The organism is Bacillus cereus (assembly GCF_002567495.1).
Classification (GTDB): domain Bacteria; phylum Bacillota; class Bacilli; order Bacillales; family Bacillaceae_G; genus Bacillus_A; species Bacillus_A cereus_AQ.
Genome location: NZ_NVAP01000076.1, coordinates 20,679 through 37,074 on the forward strand (window position 1 = coordinate 20,679; position 16,396 = coordinate 37,074).

Consider the following 16,396-nt stretch of genomic DNA (forward strand, 5'->3'; position numbering starts at 1 on the left):
CTTACTTTTAAAAGTAAGGTTTTTTACACTTATTAATTAGTAATATAAGCATTCTTATAAGTATAAACACCACCAAATTGATGTTTTTCAATCCCTTTTACGTAATCCTTTTGTACATAAGCTGAACCAATATGATACAGTGGTGCCACAGCTGCATCTTCTAATAATACCTGCTCGGCTTCTCCCAACGCTTCCCATCGTTTTTCCGGTTCTAGTACAAAATCCGTTTTCGCTTTCTTTATTAATTCATCGTAATGAGAATTAGAGTAACTCATTTTGTTATTCGGATTATCCGTCATAAATAGCTCTAAATAACTAATTGGGTCTTTATAGTCAGGCCCCCAATTTGCCATAGTTATATCGTAATCGCCTGTTTGTTCTAACTGTAATTTTTGCTTAAATGGCTGTTGTTTAATTTGTATCGTTAACCCTTGCAAGTTCTTCTCTAAATCACCTTTTATATATTCCGCCATACGTATTGCGTTATCTTGTTCGAACGTTAAGAACTCTAGATTTGCTTGTTCTACCCCAAGCTCTTTTTTCGCTTCTTCCCAAATCTTTTTCGCATTTTGTAAATCATATGAAGAAAGATCCCCGTTTTCTTTTCTAAAATCTTTACCAGTCTCTTCATTCACATGACCAACTGGTACAAGTCCACTTGCAGGTTTTGCTCCGTTATTAATAAAGTGGGCAACGAAATCATCTTTATTTAACGCTAATGAAATAGATTGACGCACCTTTTTATTTGCTAAAACATTATTTTGTTCATTAAAACGTAGCATAGCAATTCCAGGATCACTCGACATATGTAATTCCTTGTTCCCTTTATACTTGTCTACAACTTGCGAATTAATAGGTACTCGATCTAAATCTCCGGATTCATATAAATTTACGGCTGTCATGGTATCCTTTACGATATGAAAGTTTATTTCGTCTAATTTCACTTTCTTTTGATCCCAATATGTAGCATTCTTCTTTAATCGAAACTCTTGTTCATGCTTCCACTTCTCTAATACAAATGGCCCGTTATATATGAGATTACTAGGTTCCAGTCCATAGTTCTTTCCTTGTTCTTTAAAAAATGATTCATGCTGTGGTAAGTAAATCGGTAACGCTAACAACTGTAAAAAATACGGAATTGGCTGTTCGAGTTCAACTTCTAACGTATAATCATTTATTGCTTTAACCCCAAGTGCATCAAGAGGCATTGTTCCTTTATTAATTTCTTTCGCATTTTTCACATGAAAGAGCATATATGCATATTGTGATGCCGTTTCAGGATTAATTGTACGTTTCCATGCAAACATAAAATCATTTGCTGTTACATTGTCCCCATTTGACCATTTTGCATCTTTACGCAAGTCAAATGTATATTTCTTACCATTTTCACTTCTTTTAAAAGATTTTGCTATGGCTGGAGTAGGCTGATCTTGATCATTTAATACATATAACCCTTCAAATATATTCTGCATAACGTGTGCTGATGTACCATCCATCGTTTTTGCAGTGTCCAGAGAAGGAATTTCTTCTGATACTGTTACATTTAACACTTGTTTTTTAGCCTCTGTATCACTTTTATTAGCTTTATTATTACAAGCTGTTAAAAATAAAGCTGTAACAAGTGCCATTACCATTAAATGGCTCTTTTTTCGCTTCATGAATTGTTCTCCTTAAATATAAAATATTATAAAGCGTAATATATTATAGCAGAAATACTAACAGAAAGATGCGACATTATATTGAATATTTATTCGTTCAAGAAAAAAACTATTTTTTTAAAGGGAACGGATTATCTTGGACTCTTTTCGATTTTTAACGAAAAAAACATATAAAATAATAGGAGCGTAACTTTTCCACAATAAAATCGAAACGAATTGTCGCTTCAATAAATATTTTTCGCTTTAATATATCTAAATATCGATATATCAATTTGATATTTATGGCTCTTTTGCAAAGTTTGAAAAAATTAAGATATCCATTCTGGACTTATCGTTCCGAAATATTTATACTAAATTACATGAATAGAGGTGTTATTAATTGGGTAGAAAAATTAGTTTTAACAAAGAACACGCTTTAAATAAAGCTATGCATTTATTCTGGGAGAAAGGTTATGATGCTACATATATATCAGATCTTATTGAAACGATGGGTATAAGTCGATCTACTCTCTACGATAGCTTTGGAGATAAGGATGCACTATTCAAATTAGTTTTGGAACATTATAAAAATTATGGCTCTCGAAAGAGAAATTTACTTTTTAGTGGTATAAACACAAAAGCATCACTTAAATCCTTTTTTTATCAACATATTGAAAAATGTTATTCAGATGAAATTCCAAAAGGTTGTATGATAACTAATTCTTCACTGCTTATTGGACAAATTGATCCTGCCATAGAAGAAATACTCATAAATGATTTTAATGAACTTGAAAAAGTATTTAAGCAAGTTATCGAAGAAGGAAAAAAGAAAGGAGAAATTTCACAAGAGGTTGATACTGAATTAGTTGCATATTCTTTATTAAGTTTAAATCATAGTTTGAATGTAATGTCTAAATATAAAAAAGAGAAAAATTTAGCCTATCATCTAGTAGATAAGACTATTGCAGACCTATAGTCTTTCTTTTTTAAAGTTTTTGGAACGAACGTACCAAAATAATAATAAAAATAAATAAAAGGAATGATAAAATTGACTAAAAAGACAAATTTTCTAATATTTATTTTAGCAATTAGTTGTGGTTCACTTGCTGTAAATATTTATTATGCACAACCAATTGTACAATTCATTGCAAAAGATCTGAACATTTCTTCTGATTTATCTGGATTGCTCACTACTTTGACACAAATTGGGTATGGATTGGGGTTATTTTTTATCGTCCCAATGGCTGACTTATTTAAAAGTAAGAAAATAATAGGAATTCTTATCGGGTTAACTATTTTTTCATTAATTGGTACGCTAATTTCGACAAACGGAATTATTTTTTTACTATTAACAACTATAATTGGCATTGGGGCCTGCGCAGCTCAAATGTTAGTTCCACTAACAATGAGAATCGTGCCGATTGAAGAGGCAGGTAAATATGTGGGTAAAGTGATGAGTGGTTTATTGATTGGGATTATGATTGCTCGCCCATTATCTATCGGAATAACAGAGTGATTTGGCTGGAGAATGGTATTTCTTTTTTCATTAATAACCCTAGTTACTGTATTACTGTTAATTCTAAAATTTTTACCCAACTATGAAGTTATCTCAACTAGTAACATGACATATCCAAATTTAATAACTTCCATGGTAAAGCTACTAATAAATACTTCTCCTTTACAACAAAGAGCTTTTTATCACGCATGTTTATTTGCTGCATTTAGCCTTTATTGGACAGTTATTCCAATTTTATTAAGGTCAGAGCCATTACATTTTTCAAATAATGAAATTGCATTATTTGGCTTTGCTGCAATTGCTGGAGCTTTATTAACTCCTACTATTGGTACAATAGCAGATAAAGGTTATATTTTTACAATGACTAATGTATCAATGGCACTCGTACTATTATCGATCGTACTATTATTCTTTGTTCAAGACCATTCACTATTTAGCATAATTTTAATTCTTATCTCATGTATCTGCATTGATATTGGTGTAGCAGGAAATTTATTATTAGGCCAAAAAATTATCTTTGGTTTGAATCCCGAGATAAGAAACAGACTTAATGGATTATATATGACTATTTTCTTTTTGGGAGGAGCCTTTGGTTCATGGATTGGAAGTTACACTTACTATAAATTTAATAGTGAAGTAACTTTACTCATTGGAGCTGCTTTACCTTTAATTGCCTTAATAGTTCATTTAATAAACAATAATACAATAAGTTTATTAAAAACCAAAAATAAATACATGTCCTAACTATCAATGTCCTCTAAAACTAGCGTCAACATCTAATTTTTTGGGTAGTATTAGCATTATCACTTCTGTTGCAAAGTAAAAAAAAATATAGTGAGGTTTACAAATTAGAAATAGGCTGTGGAGAAAATTCTCTCCACAGCCTAAAAAAGTTATCTTTGTAAACCTCGTTTATAACGACTTGCTTCAAATATAATACGCTCTTCATCTAATGTTTTACATTCACCATTCCAAACGACACGTTTTCCGTTAATAATTACATCGCTTATATCTTTTCCACTAGCTGTATACACAAGATGTGATAACACTTCATCTGCCGGTTGTAAATGTGGCTTCTTAGATGGATCAATCGTAATAAAATCGGCACACTTACCAACTTCAAGTGATCCCGTTTGTTTCATCCCAATGACTTCAGCAGCTCCTTTTGTCGCAAGAGAAAGAGCTGTTTCAACTGGTAATGCTGTTGCATCTTGGTGTATACCTTTTTGCAATAAAGTTGCTATACGCATTTCTTCAAACATATCTAAATTATTGTTAGACGCAACACTATCTGTTGCAATCCCTACTTTTATTCCGGCTTCTAGCATCGCTTTTACATTCGCTATACCAGAACCTAATTTTAAATTACTATTTGGATTATGAGCTACTCGAACATCATGCTCCGCTAAAAATGTACGCTCATCGTCATTTAATACTACACCGTGTGCAATAACTGTTGGGCGTTTAAACAATCCGCAGCTTGCTGCATATTCTACTGGACGTTTTCCGTACTGCGCTTCAATATCACGTACTTCACGCTCTGTTTCAGAAAGGTGGATATGAACCATCGTTTGATTCTCTACTGCAATACGTGCGCACTCTTCTAACAATTCTGTACTACATGTATATGGACTATGCGGTGCAACCATCGTAGTTAACATGCCACTTTCTTTATAATAACGCTTCACATATTTCTCAGCTTCTTCAATCGCTTTCTTTTCATCGTCTTTCGTTCCAAAGCTAAATAAAGTTCTTGAAACAGCAGCTCGCATTCCGCTATTTAATACCGTTTCCATAATAGCATCTTGATCTACTCCAATTGGATTAAACATGTCAGAAAATGATGTTGTACCACTTTTCACCATTTCAAGTAATCCTAATTCCGTACTAGCGACCGCAAGCTCTGGAGTAAATTGACTTTCAAGTGGCCAAATTCTCGTCTCAAGCCATGGCTGTAATAACATATCATCGCCAATACCTCTTAGGAGACTCATTACTACGTGTGTATGTGTATTGACAAGACCAGGTAAAACCCACTTTCCTTTCATGTCAATTACTTCATCTACTTCAAAATCATTAGCGAATTCCCCGCTATTTACATCTATAATTTGATCATTTTCTACGATAATATATCCATTTTCTATCACTTCATTTTGTTCATTCATCGTTACGATTGTAGCGTTTACATAAGTTGTTTTCAAAAGTATTTCCCCTTTCAACTCTATGAAGTTCCCTTTAATAAGTTACCACCATTATAGTAACTTATTAAAGATTAAGAGTCAAAAGATAATTTTAATTCTTTCGTTATCTTTTCCTTCAAAATACTATATTGTTTTTCATTTGTATCTGCAAATGCTTCTTCTCGATTTGATTCTGTATCCATATAATTCAGTTTTTCATTGAATTGGCTCCAAGTAAAATCATATCTTTCCTCATCTACTATATTGTAAAAATGCCACACTTCCCCTATCTTTGTCTTTCGTATCTCACCTCCACAAAAATCCTGAATAATCAGAGCTGTAACACCACATTGTCCCTTTGCTGGATTTTCAATTTTCCACTTTGAACTTGTTTCAATCGACCATGATTTTATTAGTGCTTCATATATTCTTTTTTCCTTTACATCATCCATTCTAATCTTCCCCTACTATTAATAGTTTTACACATCATATTTCAAAAGGGGCAGTAAACGACCCTTAAAAACCGTTGATGGTGTCTCCCCGATTAGCTTTGCTCCCATCTTTAAGTAATACCCTTTCGCATTCGGATCACTATCAATCGTAAAACTTTTCAATCCCAGTTCATTTGCCTTTTCTATTACATACTCCCAAAGTATTTTCCCGTAGCCTTTCCCTTTGTAACGAGGATGAATGTACAGGAAATCGAGAGCTTTATCATTACGTAAAAATGAAAAAAAACCAATCTTCGTATTATTATTTTCTAAAACATATACAAAATTATTTTTTATGTACTATTCTGTAATTGTTAAATCTTCCTTACAAGAAAGTATGAATTCTTCACTATAATTCCACGTTGCTTTTGAATGTAGTGCGAGTTCACTTAATTCATTTGCTTCAATAAATAACGCTTCTCTTATCTTCATGATTCTTTCTCCTCACCTTCGAGATGTAAACTATTAAAATGATTCGAAAAGTAATTAAAAAAACCTTTTATTTTCATAAATTTAAAATTACTTTTATGAATCTTTATTATAATCAGTACGGTTTGTAATAATTTATTTAAAGAAAAAGAACGCCATCCCTAAAAGTTGGCGTTCTCTTCTTCTAAAATTTAATCTTCAAACTCACTCATTCGTTTTACTATTTCTTACGATACACACCTATACAGTTTCTACTACCGCTTCAAGCATTGTTCCATTTTTAGCATAGTTCGTATGCCAAGAAAAAGCTTTTTCTAAAATATGAGGAGTTTGTCCTCCTCTTGCTTTTGCTTCTTCATAATAAGCTCGTAGCTGGTCACGATACATTGGATGTGCGCAATTCTCAATAATAAGTTCCACTCTTTCTCTTGGCGCAAGTCCTCTTAAGTCAGCATACCCCTGTTCAGTGACGATAACATCTACATCATGTTCTGTATGGTCTACATGTGAAACGAAAGGAACGATGCTTGAAATGTTCCCACCTTTCGCAATCGATTTAGTAACAAAGATAGCTAGGCGTGCATTTCTTGCAAAATCACCAGACCCACCAATACCATTCATCATTTTTGTACCTAAAACGTGAGTAGAGTTAACATTTCCATATATGTCTAATTCTAAAGCAGTATTAATTGAGATTAATCCAAGACGACGAATGATTTCAGGATGATTGGAAATCTCTTGCGGACGCATCATTAATTTGTCACGATATTTTTCAAAGTTAGAAAATACTTGTTGCATTTTCTCTTCAGAAAGCGTGATAGAACAACAAGAAGCAAAATTGACTTTCCCAGCATCCATAAGATCAAAGACTGCATCTTGTAAAACCTCAGAATACACTTCTAAATCTTCAAACTCTGAATCTAACATTCCGTGCAATACTGCGTTAGCAACTGAACCAATTCCTGATTGTAACGGCGCTAAACGATTTGTTAATCGACCTACTTTGACTTCTTCTCGAAGAAATTCTATTAAATGCTGTGCCATAACAACAGTTTCTTCATCCGGAGGAACAATTGTCGATGGTGAATCCAGTTGATTCGTAAACACAATTCCCTTCACTTTTTCAGGATCAATTGGAATACCGATTGTTCCAATTCGGTCATCCGTTTTCACAAGCGGAATTGGAAGCCTCTCTCCTTGTTTACCTGGTTCATATAAATCATGCAGCCCTTCTAATTGCGCGGATTGAGCCATGTTCATTTCAATAATAATAGACTTAGCATTTAAGGAAAATGCTAAGGAATTTCCAATTGAAGTGGTTGGAATAATCATTCCGTCCTCTGTAATCGCAACCGCTTCCACAATAGCAAAATCTATATCCAGAACGTCAGCGCGGAGTAACTCTGCTGTATGAGACAAATGTTGATCCACAAATAAAAAATCTCCGTTATTAATTCCTTTTCTCATAGTTGCGTCAGCTTGGAAAGGTAATCTTTTCCCTAAAATTCCTGCCTCAGCAAATAATTTGTCTACATCCGAACCTAAGGAAGCTCCAGTATAAACATTTACTTTAAAAGATTCATCATTCTTAACTCGGTTTACAAGCGCAAATGGGACTGCTTTTACATCACCTGCACGTGTAAACCCACTTAAGCCTAAAGTCATTCCACTTTGAATCCATGAAGCTGCTTCTTCAGGTGTAACGACCCGATCTTTTAGACGTTGATCTCTGATTCTATCTAAATTATTCTCCATATGTAATCCCTCTCCCATTGAATATTCATAATTATTTTACACTTTAACACTATCAAAATAGGGATTTCAGTATACAATGCCGAAAATTCAGATAAAGCAGCAAATCTAGGTTCTAAAGCAGCAAAATCTAGAATCCTAGAAGCTTACGAAAATAACTGGCGTACGATTGACTAACTGGTACCCTCTCACCATTATCCATCGAAAGTACAAAAGTAGAATGGGTATCAGGATAAATCGCTTTAATATGATTAACATTTACAATAAACGAACGGTGACATCTAATAAATGAATCTTTCGGAAGCAAGTACTCGAATTCTTGCAGAGAGTATTTATGTGTTCCTGATAACTCTTCTGAATTCACATACGTCTTTTTATCTTTAGCCTCTAAATACATAACCTTTGAAAAAGGAACCGGAATCCAGCCGTCTGTTGTTTTTAAAGTAACGACTGATTTTCCATCCGTTAAAGCTGGATAAATTGCCGTCACGCACCCTTCTAGATTTCCATTATTTGAAAATGGAACAGCCATTCCATGATAAGGGATACCAAAAACATCCCGATTCATAAACTCAGAGACTTTTTGCTCCGTAACCATTGCTTTATGGGCAATCGTTCCTTCCTTTATAGGATCCCCGACACTAATCTTTAAATCAATTCTTTTACTTGGCCGATAGTAAATATATTCTTTCGTATTCGAAAGGGCAATTGAAATTTCATCTGAAAATAATTCCCCAACAACATCTAGTAGTAAACCTAATGTTTTATCTTCCATCCTATTAACACCTCATTTACTATTATACTACTATTATAAATAGGTATCTGTTGCTTTATAAAAAGTTTGACTATAAATTCACTACAACTGTACGCTATGATAAATTTCAACTCCTTCAAATCAATACTGTTAAAATGAAATTTATTAGCTATTACTTCGTCACCTCAAAGAACCCTCACTTCCATATAAGCGAGGGTTCTTCTTGTACAATATTTCTTTACTTTTTTACTGATTCTAGTAACTTCTTAACAAAATAAATTGAATTATGTGAAGCAGATACACAATTATCTTCGAACACTTGCATGCCAGACGCTTCTTCTGTATCTGTTATTGATCTCACTGCTAAAAACGGAATTGCATTTGCATAACATACGTGAGCTATACTTGCAGTTTCCATATCTACACAAAGTGGATTGTATTTAGAGACTATTTCTGTACGACCACTCTCACTTATAAACGCTTCTCCAGTAACAACTTTTCCAAAATAAACATTTTGAACGAATTGATTGTTCTCGACCACTTCTCTGCTTAATTCAAGAAGGTTTCTATCTGTTCTAAAATATACACTTTCCATCCAAGGATGATATTCAGTTAATATCCCTTCATCAACATCATGATATGCTATTTCTGTTGAAATTACCGTATCTCCAATTTTCAATACTTTGTCGATTGCCCCTGCAACACCTGTAACAATAATATGTGTCACATTGAATTTATCGATTAATATTTGAGTTGCAATAGCTGCATTAACTTTACATACACCACAATATAAGGCAACAACTTCTACATTTTCATATTTCCCACTGTGAAATGTTAACATCGCAAGGTTCGTTATTTCCTTATTAGACATTTCTTCAATAAAAGGCGTAATTTCATCTTCTGATGGACCAATAATTCCAAATCTCATACATTCATCTCCTTACTTACACAGAGCTTTCTATCTGTTTAATTATATAGAATAAGATTTATTTTTTATTAAGTAAAGTTAATTTTAAAATTTTTTGCCCATATTTCTGCAAAATAGATAAGCCCAAACTGCAAACAGTTTGGGCTTATCTTGCTTATTTATTATGTGTATCTAACCACGAAATTAAATCTTTAAATACTTCATCCCTATTTACTTCATGAAACATTTCATGTCTACCATTTTCATATAAACGTAGCGTCACATCTTTCACACCACATTTTTTATAGTTTTCATATACTTCTTTTACACCTTTCCCCATATCGCCAACAGGATCACGATCACCAGAGAATATATGTATTGGAAGGTTTTTTGGCGTCTTCTTGTACTCTTCTAGTTTATTTACTTCTAATACACCAGAAAATAATTCTCGATAAAAACTCGTCGTACAAATGAAGCCACATAACGGATCCGCAATATATTTATCAACTTGATTATTATCTGAAGATAACCAATCGAATTTTGTACGATTTGGTTTAAAGTTCGAATTAAAGTTTCCGAAAGATAAAAAATTCAGCATTGGACTTTTCGTTTTTGCCCCACGCAATTTCATTTCTACTGTCGCTACTTTATGACCAATAACTCCTAAAAAACCTGGATTTCCACCTGTTCCTGAAATCAGAAACCCATCATATAGTTCGCCTCTAAGTTGTACAGCACGTCTTGATAAAAAAGAACCCATACTATGTCCAAGTAAAAACAAAGGACTTGACTGCTCTTCTTTTATCCTTTCTGAAACAAAGATAACATCAGATACAACCTGATTCCAGCCTATATTTGGTTCAAAATGACCATAGTCTTCTTCTTTTTTTACTGTTTTCCCATGTCCTTTATGATCATGCGCATAAACACCATACCCTGCTTCCAATAAAGCAGCTACAAATTCTGTATACACCCCTGCATGCTCTGTCATGCCATGTGCAATTTGAATAATTCCTTTCGGATTTCCTTCTGGTAACCACTTACGCAAATAAATTTCCGATCCATCCAATGCCGTAACGAAACTTTCCTGTACGTTCATTTCGTCAGCCCCCAAATCTATTATGTATACCTTTAAGAAAAATGAATATCCATTCAATTTTCTTATTTTATATTATATGTAATTGCTTTCATTATGACAAATGATGTATTTTTCAGACTTGCTTTCAAACTGATCTCTTGACGAATCTAAAATAAAATTATATAGTTACTTACATAAAGTAACTATATAATTATTAGGAGGTTTCTACTATGATGCCATCATTATTTTTAGCACATGGTTCACCTATGCTTGCTATTCAAGATACAGTTTATACACGCTTTTTAAAAACACTTGGAGAAATATACAAACCGAAAGCAATTGTTATTTTTACCGCTCACTGGGAAAGTGACGTATTAACTATCTCTTCATCAGATAACGAATATGAAACAATTTATGATTTTGGCGGTTTTCCTCCTGAGTTATACGAAATTAAATATCGAGCGAAAGGCTCTTCTAGCATTGCATCTATGTTAGAAACAAAATTTAAAAATAAAGGTATTCCAGTTCATCATAATATGACGAGAGGGTTAGATCATGGATCATGGACACTTCTGCATCGTATGTATCCAGAAGCAAATATTCCAGTCGTACAAATATCAGTAAATCCATTCCTTCCTGCAAAAGAACAATTTGAAATTGGAGAAGCACTAAAAGGACTTGGACAAGAAGATATTTTAGTAATCGGTAGTGGCGTTACCGTTCATAACTTACGAGCACTGAAATGGAATCAAACTACACCTGAAAAATGGGCAATCGAATTTGATGATTGGATTATTAAACATATGCAGCATAACGATAAAGATGCATTGTTTAATTGGGGGGAAAATGCTCCTCATGCACAATTAGCTGTACCAAGAGCTGAGCATTTTGTTCCTTTGTTTATTGCGATGGGAAGTGGTGAAAATAACGGTGAAGTCATTCACCGTAGTTACGAGCTTGGTACATTAAGTTATCTTTGTCTTCAATTTTAAAGAAAAAGGATGAAGCGCATGTTGCTTCATCCTTTTTTCATTCACTTAGTTAACTAGCTTCCAAACGTTGTTTCTCTGATACCTCTTCGTTCTTATTATGAAAATAAACCCAAATACACGCAATAAATAATAGTGATGATGTAGAGAGGAAAACATATTGGAAGCCTGCATGGGCTGCAATTTGTCCCCCGAGCACTGGACCAATCATATTTCCTAAAAATTGAAATGACTGATTATATCCAAATATTCGTCCCGTAACATGGGTTGGTGTATGTTGTTTTAGTAGAGTTTGTACTGAAGGTAATAATCCTGCTTGTGCGATACCTAATAAAAATCGAAGAATTAATAGTTGCCAAGCTGAGGTTACAAATGCTTGCGGGATAAAAATAATTCCTGCTGCAAACAACGCTACAACTAACGTTTTTTGAGGACCGATATGATCTGATAATCTTCCTAGTCTTGGTGCTGCCAAAATAACTGCTAATCCTGTCGCTGACATAACTGCACCCGCAATTGTTTCAATATGTGCAGTATGAGGACCAACTAAATTTTTCACGTACAATGTAACAATTGGTTGAACTGACATATTAGCAAGTTGAATAATAAATGTCGTTACAAATAAACTAATAATTAAATGCTTCGCTGGAACCATCGTCCATACTTTTTTCGGTTGTGCTTTTTTTGCTTGAGTGGAGTGATTTTCTTCATGTAGAAAGAAAAAAACGATGAGAAAGGAAAGGAATAAAAAAGCTCCTGTAACAAGAAAGACGTGACGCATTCCAATTAACTCAGACAAATACCCTCCAAGTAACGGGCCAAGTAACGAACCGCTCACACCACCAGTTGAAATTGTGGAAATCGCCCAACCTGAATGCTCTTTCGGAGTTTCTGCTGCAATAAATGTCATCGCCGTTGAAAGGAAACCAGATACTGCTCCCATCAAAAATCTTAGTGCGACTAGTTGATACACATCCGTTACAAAACCCATAAGCGTCATAATAACCGCCATACCAAGGCTAGCACGAATAAGCATCAATTTCCGTCCATGTATATCACCAAGCTTTCCCCATATTGGTGATACAATCGCACCCATTAAAAATGTTATACCAAATGCAAGTCCCGACCACTGTGCAATACTAGAGGTGCCAGTTACTCCTAATTCCTCAATATAAAAAGATAAGAAAGGAATTACTAAACTCATACCGGCTGCAGTGGTAAAACAACCTAGCCAACAAATCATTAAATTTCGTTTCCAGCTGGCCATTTTCACACCTTCTTTCTTTAGATACCCATTCTACACCCTTTCTTATAAAAAGTTTAGTAATTTGCTTTATATGCAAGATTTACTACAAAACCCGCTATTTTCTAGTAAAAACCACTATATCTCTACATCATTTTCATAATAAAACCAACTCCCCTAGATGAAGTTGGTTACTGATCCATTATCGGTATTAAACGTGCATTACAACATCGCTCATAAAACTCAACCGGACCCCCTTGTCCAATAATCGCATATTCATATCCATCTTGCTTCATATTATATAAACAATGATGCAATAATTCTTTTCCTACACCTTTCACACGATTTTGTTTCGCTATGCCCATTGGACCAAACAACCCTTTCTTTCCTCTTACTACATCGTAACAGGCGAAGCCAATTATCACTTCTTCCTGCTGTGCAATATAGATAGGTAACTTTTCGTTATATGTCCGAAATCCATAAGCAACCGACTGTAACCACCGTTCACCAAATTCATCCGCAACAAATCGTGATAACTTATCAAAATCAGCAGGACTAGCTCTTCTTACATTACAAAATAATGTATTATAAGTAGGTTTAAAACTATTTAAATCAACCGCTAAGTCTCTCTGTGCAGCCGTAATACGTAATATATCTTCTTGCATTTGTGTATGTATAATTTTATTAATATCTGTATCTACACGAAATAATGCATATATAACATGCCCTTCATTGATTAATACTTGTTGAAATCGTTCCATACGTTTCTTCGCTATTTGTAAAATTTCTATCGCGTTATAAGATAATTTATATTGCCCTATTTTTTTATACTCTTGATTATGTAAATCGAATCGTTTTCGTAACGAAAGTTTTTCTAAAAAATCCGGACCCACTTTATGAAACAAATACATATATAACTCAGCACAAACTCCTGTACCTTCTTTACACATACCTATAAACAGATGGACCGGGTGAATTATGTTACACTCACTCTCTTCCGCTGCAATCTCCAATATTTTATGCACACGTTTTGTAATTTGAAAATCCTCCATCTGTATTCCCCTCCTCTATCAATTCACTACCAAACCGTATCCATAAATAATTGAAACGATTATCCCAACCACCAATATACCTGGAAGTAAATTCGCCACTTTAATTTTAATAAATCCGAGTAAGTTTAATCCGATTGCAGATATCATAATACCGCCCGTAGCCGTCATTTCCACTATAAATTGATTCATTAATTCTTTCGGGACGTAACTATTAATTTGTGTTGCAAAAACTGCAATACCACCCTCATATAAAATAACTGGAATCGCCGAAAATACTACCCCAATCCCTAAAGTTGTCGTTAATATAATAGAAATGAATCCATCAATAATCGCCTTTGTAAATAAAATATCATGATTTCCGCGAATCCCACTGTCCAACGCGCCAAGTATCCCCATCGCACCAATTGCAAAAATTAAAGTAGCTGTTACAAACCCTTCTGATATGCTTCCTTTCCCCTTCGATCCAACTTTATTTTCTAGCCAATCCCCTAAATGTTTTAACTTTTCTTCTAATTGTAACCATTCTCCAATTACCGTACCAATCACTAAACTTAGTATGACAACAAGAAAATTTTCACTTTTTAATGCCATTTGAAGCCCCAGTACAGTAACCGCTAAACCGATTGCATGCATTATCGTCCCTTTCATACTTTCTGGAATTGCACTAAATAATTTACCAAGTAAAGTACCAAATATAATACAAATTCCATTTACAACTGCTCCTAATATAACCATTTCTCATTCTTCACCCTTCGAATTCTTTATTTCTATATTTTGGTTTATACATTGATTTACAGGTTATCTATATGTTAACTTAATATTGAGAATATTAACAAATGTTTTCCACTACATAACCCGCTATTTTTTTGCAACTCTAATTACCTTTAATAGATTCAGTGTTAATTTAATTGCGGGATAATATTAAAAGGGAAGGTATATATGAAAACTTTACTAAAACGCTTTTTGTTAATAGCCTTTTTCATTACACCGATTGTTTTATTGATCAATTACTCTTTTATTTCAAAAGCAAAAGACAAACCCGATTTGCAAAACAAATCTAGTAAAACCGCTTCAAAAAGCGAAAAGAAAATAGAAGACCAAGAAATCACACTCACCTTTTCTGGTGACACAATGTTCGATTGGCAATTACGTCCTGTAATCGAAAAAAACGGGGCTGATTATCCATTCCAGCATGTTAAAGAAGAAATAACAAAAGCTGATATTTCTTTCGTTAATTTAGAGTCAGCATTTACAACGAGAGAAAAGAAAGCTCCTGGACAACTATTTTGGATTAAAAGTGATCCATCCACACTACAAGCGATAAAAAACACTGGATATGACATCGTAAATATCGGAAATAACCATACACTTGATTATGGGCAAGACGGATTATTAGACACGATTTCTCACGTAGAAAAATTAAAGTTCCCTTACATTGGAGCCGGAAAAAATGCAAAAGATGCATATACAGCACGTGAAATGACCGTAAAAGGGAAAAAGTTCAAATTTCTTTCCTTCGTTCGATTTATGCCTGATACGAATTGGGTAGCTGGTGACAATAAACCTGGTGTTGCGAACGGATATGATTTAAATCTCGTAACAAAAACAATTAAAGAACAAAAGCAAGATGCAGACTATTTAATTGTCTATATGCATTGGGGCGTTGAAAAATCAAATCGTCCGGTAGAATACCAAAAGCAATATGTACCTAAAATGGTTGAAGCAGGAGCTAACGCGATTGTCGGAAGCCATCCACATTGGTTACAAGGGTTTGAGTATTATGATAAAGTTCCTATCGCTTACTCACTAGGAAACTTTTTATTCCCGAGTTATGTAAATGGAAAAAGCGCTGAAACTGGCGTATTAACTTTAACTTTTAAAGGAAAGGATGTCCAAATGTCATTCAATCCTTACATCATTCGTAACAACCAAGTTTCCCCTGTAAATGAGGAAGAAAAGAAAAAAGCTCTTCAATATTTACAATCAATTTCAACTGATGTAGAAATTAATGATGCAGGGAAAATAAAAAACAAACGAAACTAGACAGCTCAAGATCTATTTCTCTGTAATATACTTTACAGAATAGGTGATAAACATGCTGAAAGACTTATTAGAAAATGTAAATTTATTAGAGAACATTTATAAAATGTCTATAGCAATTCTGCTTTTATGTTCAATTTTCTCTGTTAGATTCCTAAAAAAAATAAAGCGTGAGAGACAGCTATCTCCCTTTGAATTTACAATGTATGTAATCATTCGTATTGCGATACTTTTTTGGTTAGCTAGCTTTATTCTTCTTGAATTTAATGAGTACCTAGTTTAACTATAAAAAAGATAGAACAAGCGTTATATTTCCCCGCTTGTATCT

Annotated in this window: 14 protein-coding genes and 2 pseudogenes; 5 read left to right on the forward strand and 11 right to left on the reverse strand. The window is 33.8% G+C overall.

Annotated features, from left to right (window positions below; genetic code table 11):
• Positions 1-32: 32 nt before the first annotated feature.
• Complete coding sequence (locus COK05_RS28970; RefSeq protein ID WP_098615278.1) at positions 33-1,658, reverse strand: peptide ABC transporter substrate-binding protein; 1,626 nt, start codon at positions 1,656-1,658, stop codon at positions 33-35.
• Positions 1,659-2,037: 379 nt separating this feature from the next.
• On the opposite strand from COK05_RS28970, the gene COK05_RS28975 reads away from it, so the two are divergent.
• Both COK05_RS28975 and COK05_RS28980 read left to right on the forward strand, forming a co-directional pair.
• Positions 2,038-2,613: a TetR/AcrR family transcriptional regulator gene (locus tag COK05_RS28975; RefSeq protein WP_098615279.1), complete on the forward strand. Its 576-nt coding sequence runs from the start codon at positions 2,038-2,040 to the stop codon at positions 2,611-2,613.
• A 63-nt stretch (positions 2,614-2,676) separates the two neighbouring features.
• Positions 2,677-3,897 (forward strand): annotated as a pseudogene (locus tag COK05_RS28980) (MFS transporter).
• 149 nt (positions 3,898-4,046) lie between these two features.
• Here COK05_RS28980 and COK05_RS28985 read toward each other — a convergent pair.
• The 7 genes and pseudogenes from COK05_RS28985 to COK05_RS29015 form a co-directional block, all read right to left on the reverse strand.
• Positions 4,047-5,372 (reverse strand): bifunctional S-methyl-5'-thioadenosine deaminase/S-adenosylhomocysteine deaminase, encoded by a 1,326-nt coding sequence (locus COK05_RS28985; RefSeq protein WP_141539295.1) that lies wholly within the window; start codon positions 5,370-5,372, stop codon positions 4,047-4,049.
• A 53-nt stretch (positions 5,373-5,425) separates the two neighbouring features.
• Positions 5,426-5,785 carry a YunG family protein gene (locus tag COK05_RS28990; protein ID WP_098615281.1) on the reverse strand — a complete coding sequence of 120 codons (360 nt, stop codon included), beginning with the start codon at positions 5,783-5,785 and terminating at the stop codon, positions 5,426-5,428.
• A gap of 27 nt (positions 5,786-5,812) precedes the next feature.
• Positions 5,813-6,256: pseudogene (locus COK05_RS28995) on the reverse strand (GNAT family N-acetyltransferase).
• Between the two features lie 237 nt (positions 6,257-6,493).
• Positions 6,494-8,008: an acetyl-CoA hydrolase/transferase family protein gene (locus COK05_RS29000; protein ID WP_098615282.1), complete on the reverse strand. Its 1,515-nt coding sequence runs from the start codon at positions 8,006-8,008 to the stop codon at positions 6,494-6,496.
• 127 nt (positions 8,009-8,135) lie between these two features.
• Positions 8,136-8,780 carry a LytTR family DNA-binding domain-containing protein gene (locus tag COK05_RS29005; RefSeq protein WP_098615283.1) on the reverse strand — a complete coding sequence of 215 codons (645 nt, stop codon included), beginning with the start codon at positions 8,778-8,780 and terminating at the stop codon, positions 8,136-8,138.
• A gap of 217 nt (positions 8,781-8,997) precedes the next feature.
• A complete protein-coding gene (locus COK05_RS29010) occupies positions 8,998-9,687 on the reverse strand; it encodes a 5'-methylthioadenosine/adenosylhomocysteine nucleosidase (RefSeq protein WP_098615284.1) in 690 nt (229 codons plus the stop codon).
• Positions 9,688-9,841: 154 nt separating this feature from the next.
• Positions 9,842-10,765, reverse strand: coding sequence for an alpha/beta hydrolase (locus COK05_RS29015; RefSeq protein ID WP_098615285.1), 924 nt, complete (start codon positions 10,763-10,765; stop codon positions 9,842-9,844).
• 209 nt (positions 10,766-10,974) lie between these two features.
• On the opposite strand from COK05_RS29015, the gene COK05_RS29020 reads away from it, so the two are divergent.
• Positions 10,975-11,736 carry a DODA-type extradiol aromatic ring-opening family dioxygenase gene (locus COK05_RS29020; RefSeq protein ID WP_098615286.1) on the forward strand — a complete coding sequence of 254 codons (762 nt, stop codon included), beginning with the start codon at positions 10,975-10,977 and terminating at the stop codon, positions 11,734-11,736.
• A gap of 49 nt (positions 11,737-11,785) precedes the next feature.
• On the opposite strand, the gene COK05_RS29025 is transcribed toward COK05_RS29020, so the two are convergent.
• The 3 genes from COK05_RS29025 to COK05_RS29035 all read right to left on the reverse strand — a co-directional run bounded on the left by COK05_RS29025 (position 11,786) and on the right by COK05_RS29035 (position 14,763).
• Positions 11,786-13,000, reverse strand: coding sequence for a multidrug efflux MFS transporter (locus COK05_RS29025; protein WP_098615287.1), 1,215 nt, complete (start codon positions 12,998-13,000; stop codon positions 11,786-11,788).
• 167 nt (positions 13,001-13,167) lie between these two features.
• Complete coding sequence (locus tag COK05_RS29030) at positions 13,168-14,028, reverse strand: GNAT family N-acetyltransferase (protein WP_098615288.1); 861 nt, start codon at positions 14,026-14,028, stop codon at positions 13,168-13,170.
• 18 nt (positions 14,029-14,046) lie between these two features.
• Positions 14,047-14,763: a DUF554 domain-containing protein gene (locus COK05_RS29035; protein ID WP_098615289.1), complete on the reverse strand. Its 717-nt coding sequence runs from the start codon at positions 14,761-14,763 to the stop codon at positions 14,047-14,049.
• 204 nt (positions 14,764-14,967) lie between these two features.
• On the opposite strand from COK05_RS29035, the gene COK05_RS29040 reads away from it, so the two are divergent.
• Both COK05_RS29040 and COK05_RS29045 read left to right on the forward strand, forming a co-directional pair.
• Positions 14,968-16,071, forward strand: a complete 1,104-nt coding sequence (locus COK05_RS29040) for a CapA family protein (RefSeq protein WP_098615290.1) — start codon at positions 14,968-14,970, stop codon at positions 16,069-16,071.
• 52 nt (positions 16,072-16,123) lie between these two features.
• A complete protein-coding gene (locus COK05_RS29045; protein WP_098615291.1) occupies positions 16,124-16,351 on the forward strand; it encodes a hypothetical protein in 228 nt (75 codons plus the stop codon).
• The last annotated feature ends 45 nt before the right edge of the window (positions 16,352-16,396 follow it).

Bases quoted from the DNA above. Each gene is read 5' to 3' on its own strand.
- COK05_RS28970 (WP_098615278.1), bottom strand. From the start codon at position 1,658: ATGAAGCGAAAAAAGAGCCATTTAATGGTAATGGCACTTGTTACAGCT.
- COK05_RS28990 (WP_098615281.1), bottom strand. From the start codon at position 5,785: ATGGATGATGTAAAGGAAAAAAGAATATATGAAGCACTAATAAAATCA.
- COK05_RS29000 (WP_098615282.1), bottom strand. From the start codon at position 8,008: ATGGAGAATAATTTAGATAGAATCAGAGATCAACGTCTAAAAGATCGG.
- COK05_RS29005 (WP_098615283.1), bottom strand. From the start codon at position 8,780: ATGGAAGATAAAACATTAGGTTTACTACTAGATGTTGTTGGGGAATTA.
- COK05_RS29010 (WP_098615284.1), bottom strand. From the start codon at position 9,687: ATGAGATTTGGAATTATTGGTCCATCAGAAGATGAAATTACGCCTTTT.
- COK05_RS29015 (WP_098615285.1), bottom strand. From the start codon at position 10,765: ATGAACGTACAGGAAAGTTTCGTTACGGCATTGGATGGATCGGAAATT.
- COK05_RS29020 (WP_098615286.1), top strand. From the start codon at position 10,975: ATGATGCCATCATTATTTTTAGCACATGGTTCACCTATGCTTGCTATT.
- COK05_RS29025 (WP_098615287.1), bottom strand. From the start codon at position 13,000: ATGGCCAGCTGGAAACGAAATTTAATGATTTGTTGGCTAGGTTGTTTT.
- COK05_RS29030 (WP_098615288.1), bottom strand. From the start codon at position 14,028: ATGGAGGATTTTCAAATTACAAAACGTGTGCATAAAATATTGGAGATT.
- COK05_RS29035 (WP_098615289.1), bottom strand. From the start codon at position 14,763: ATGGTTATATTAGGAGCAGTTGTAAATGGAATTTGTATTATATTTGGT.
- COK05_RS29040 (WP_098615290.1), top strand. From the start codon at position 14,968: ATGAAAACTTTACTAAAACGCTTTTTGTTAATAGCCTTTTTCATTACA.
- COK05_RS29045 (WP_098615291.1), top strand. From the start codon at position 16,124: ATGCTGAAAGACTTATTAGAAAATGTAAATTTATTAGAGAACATTTAT.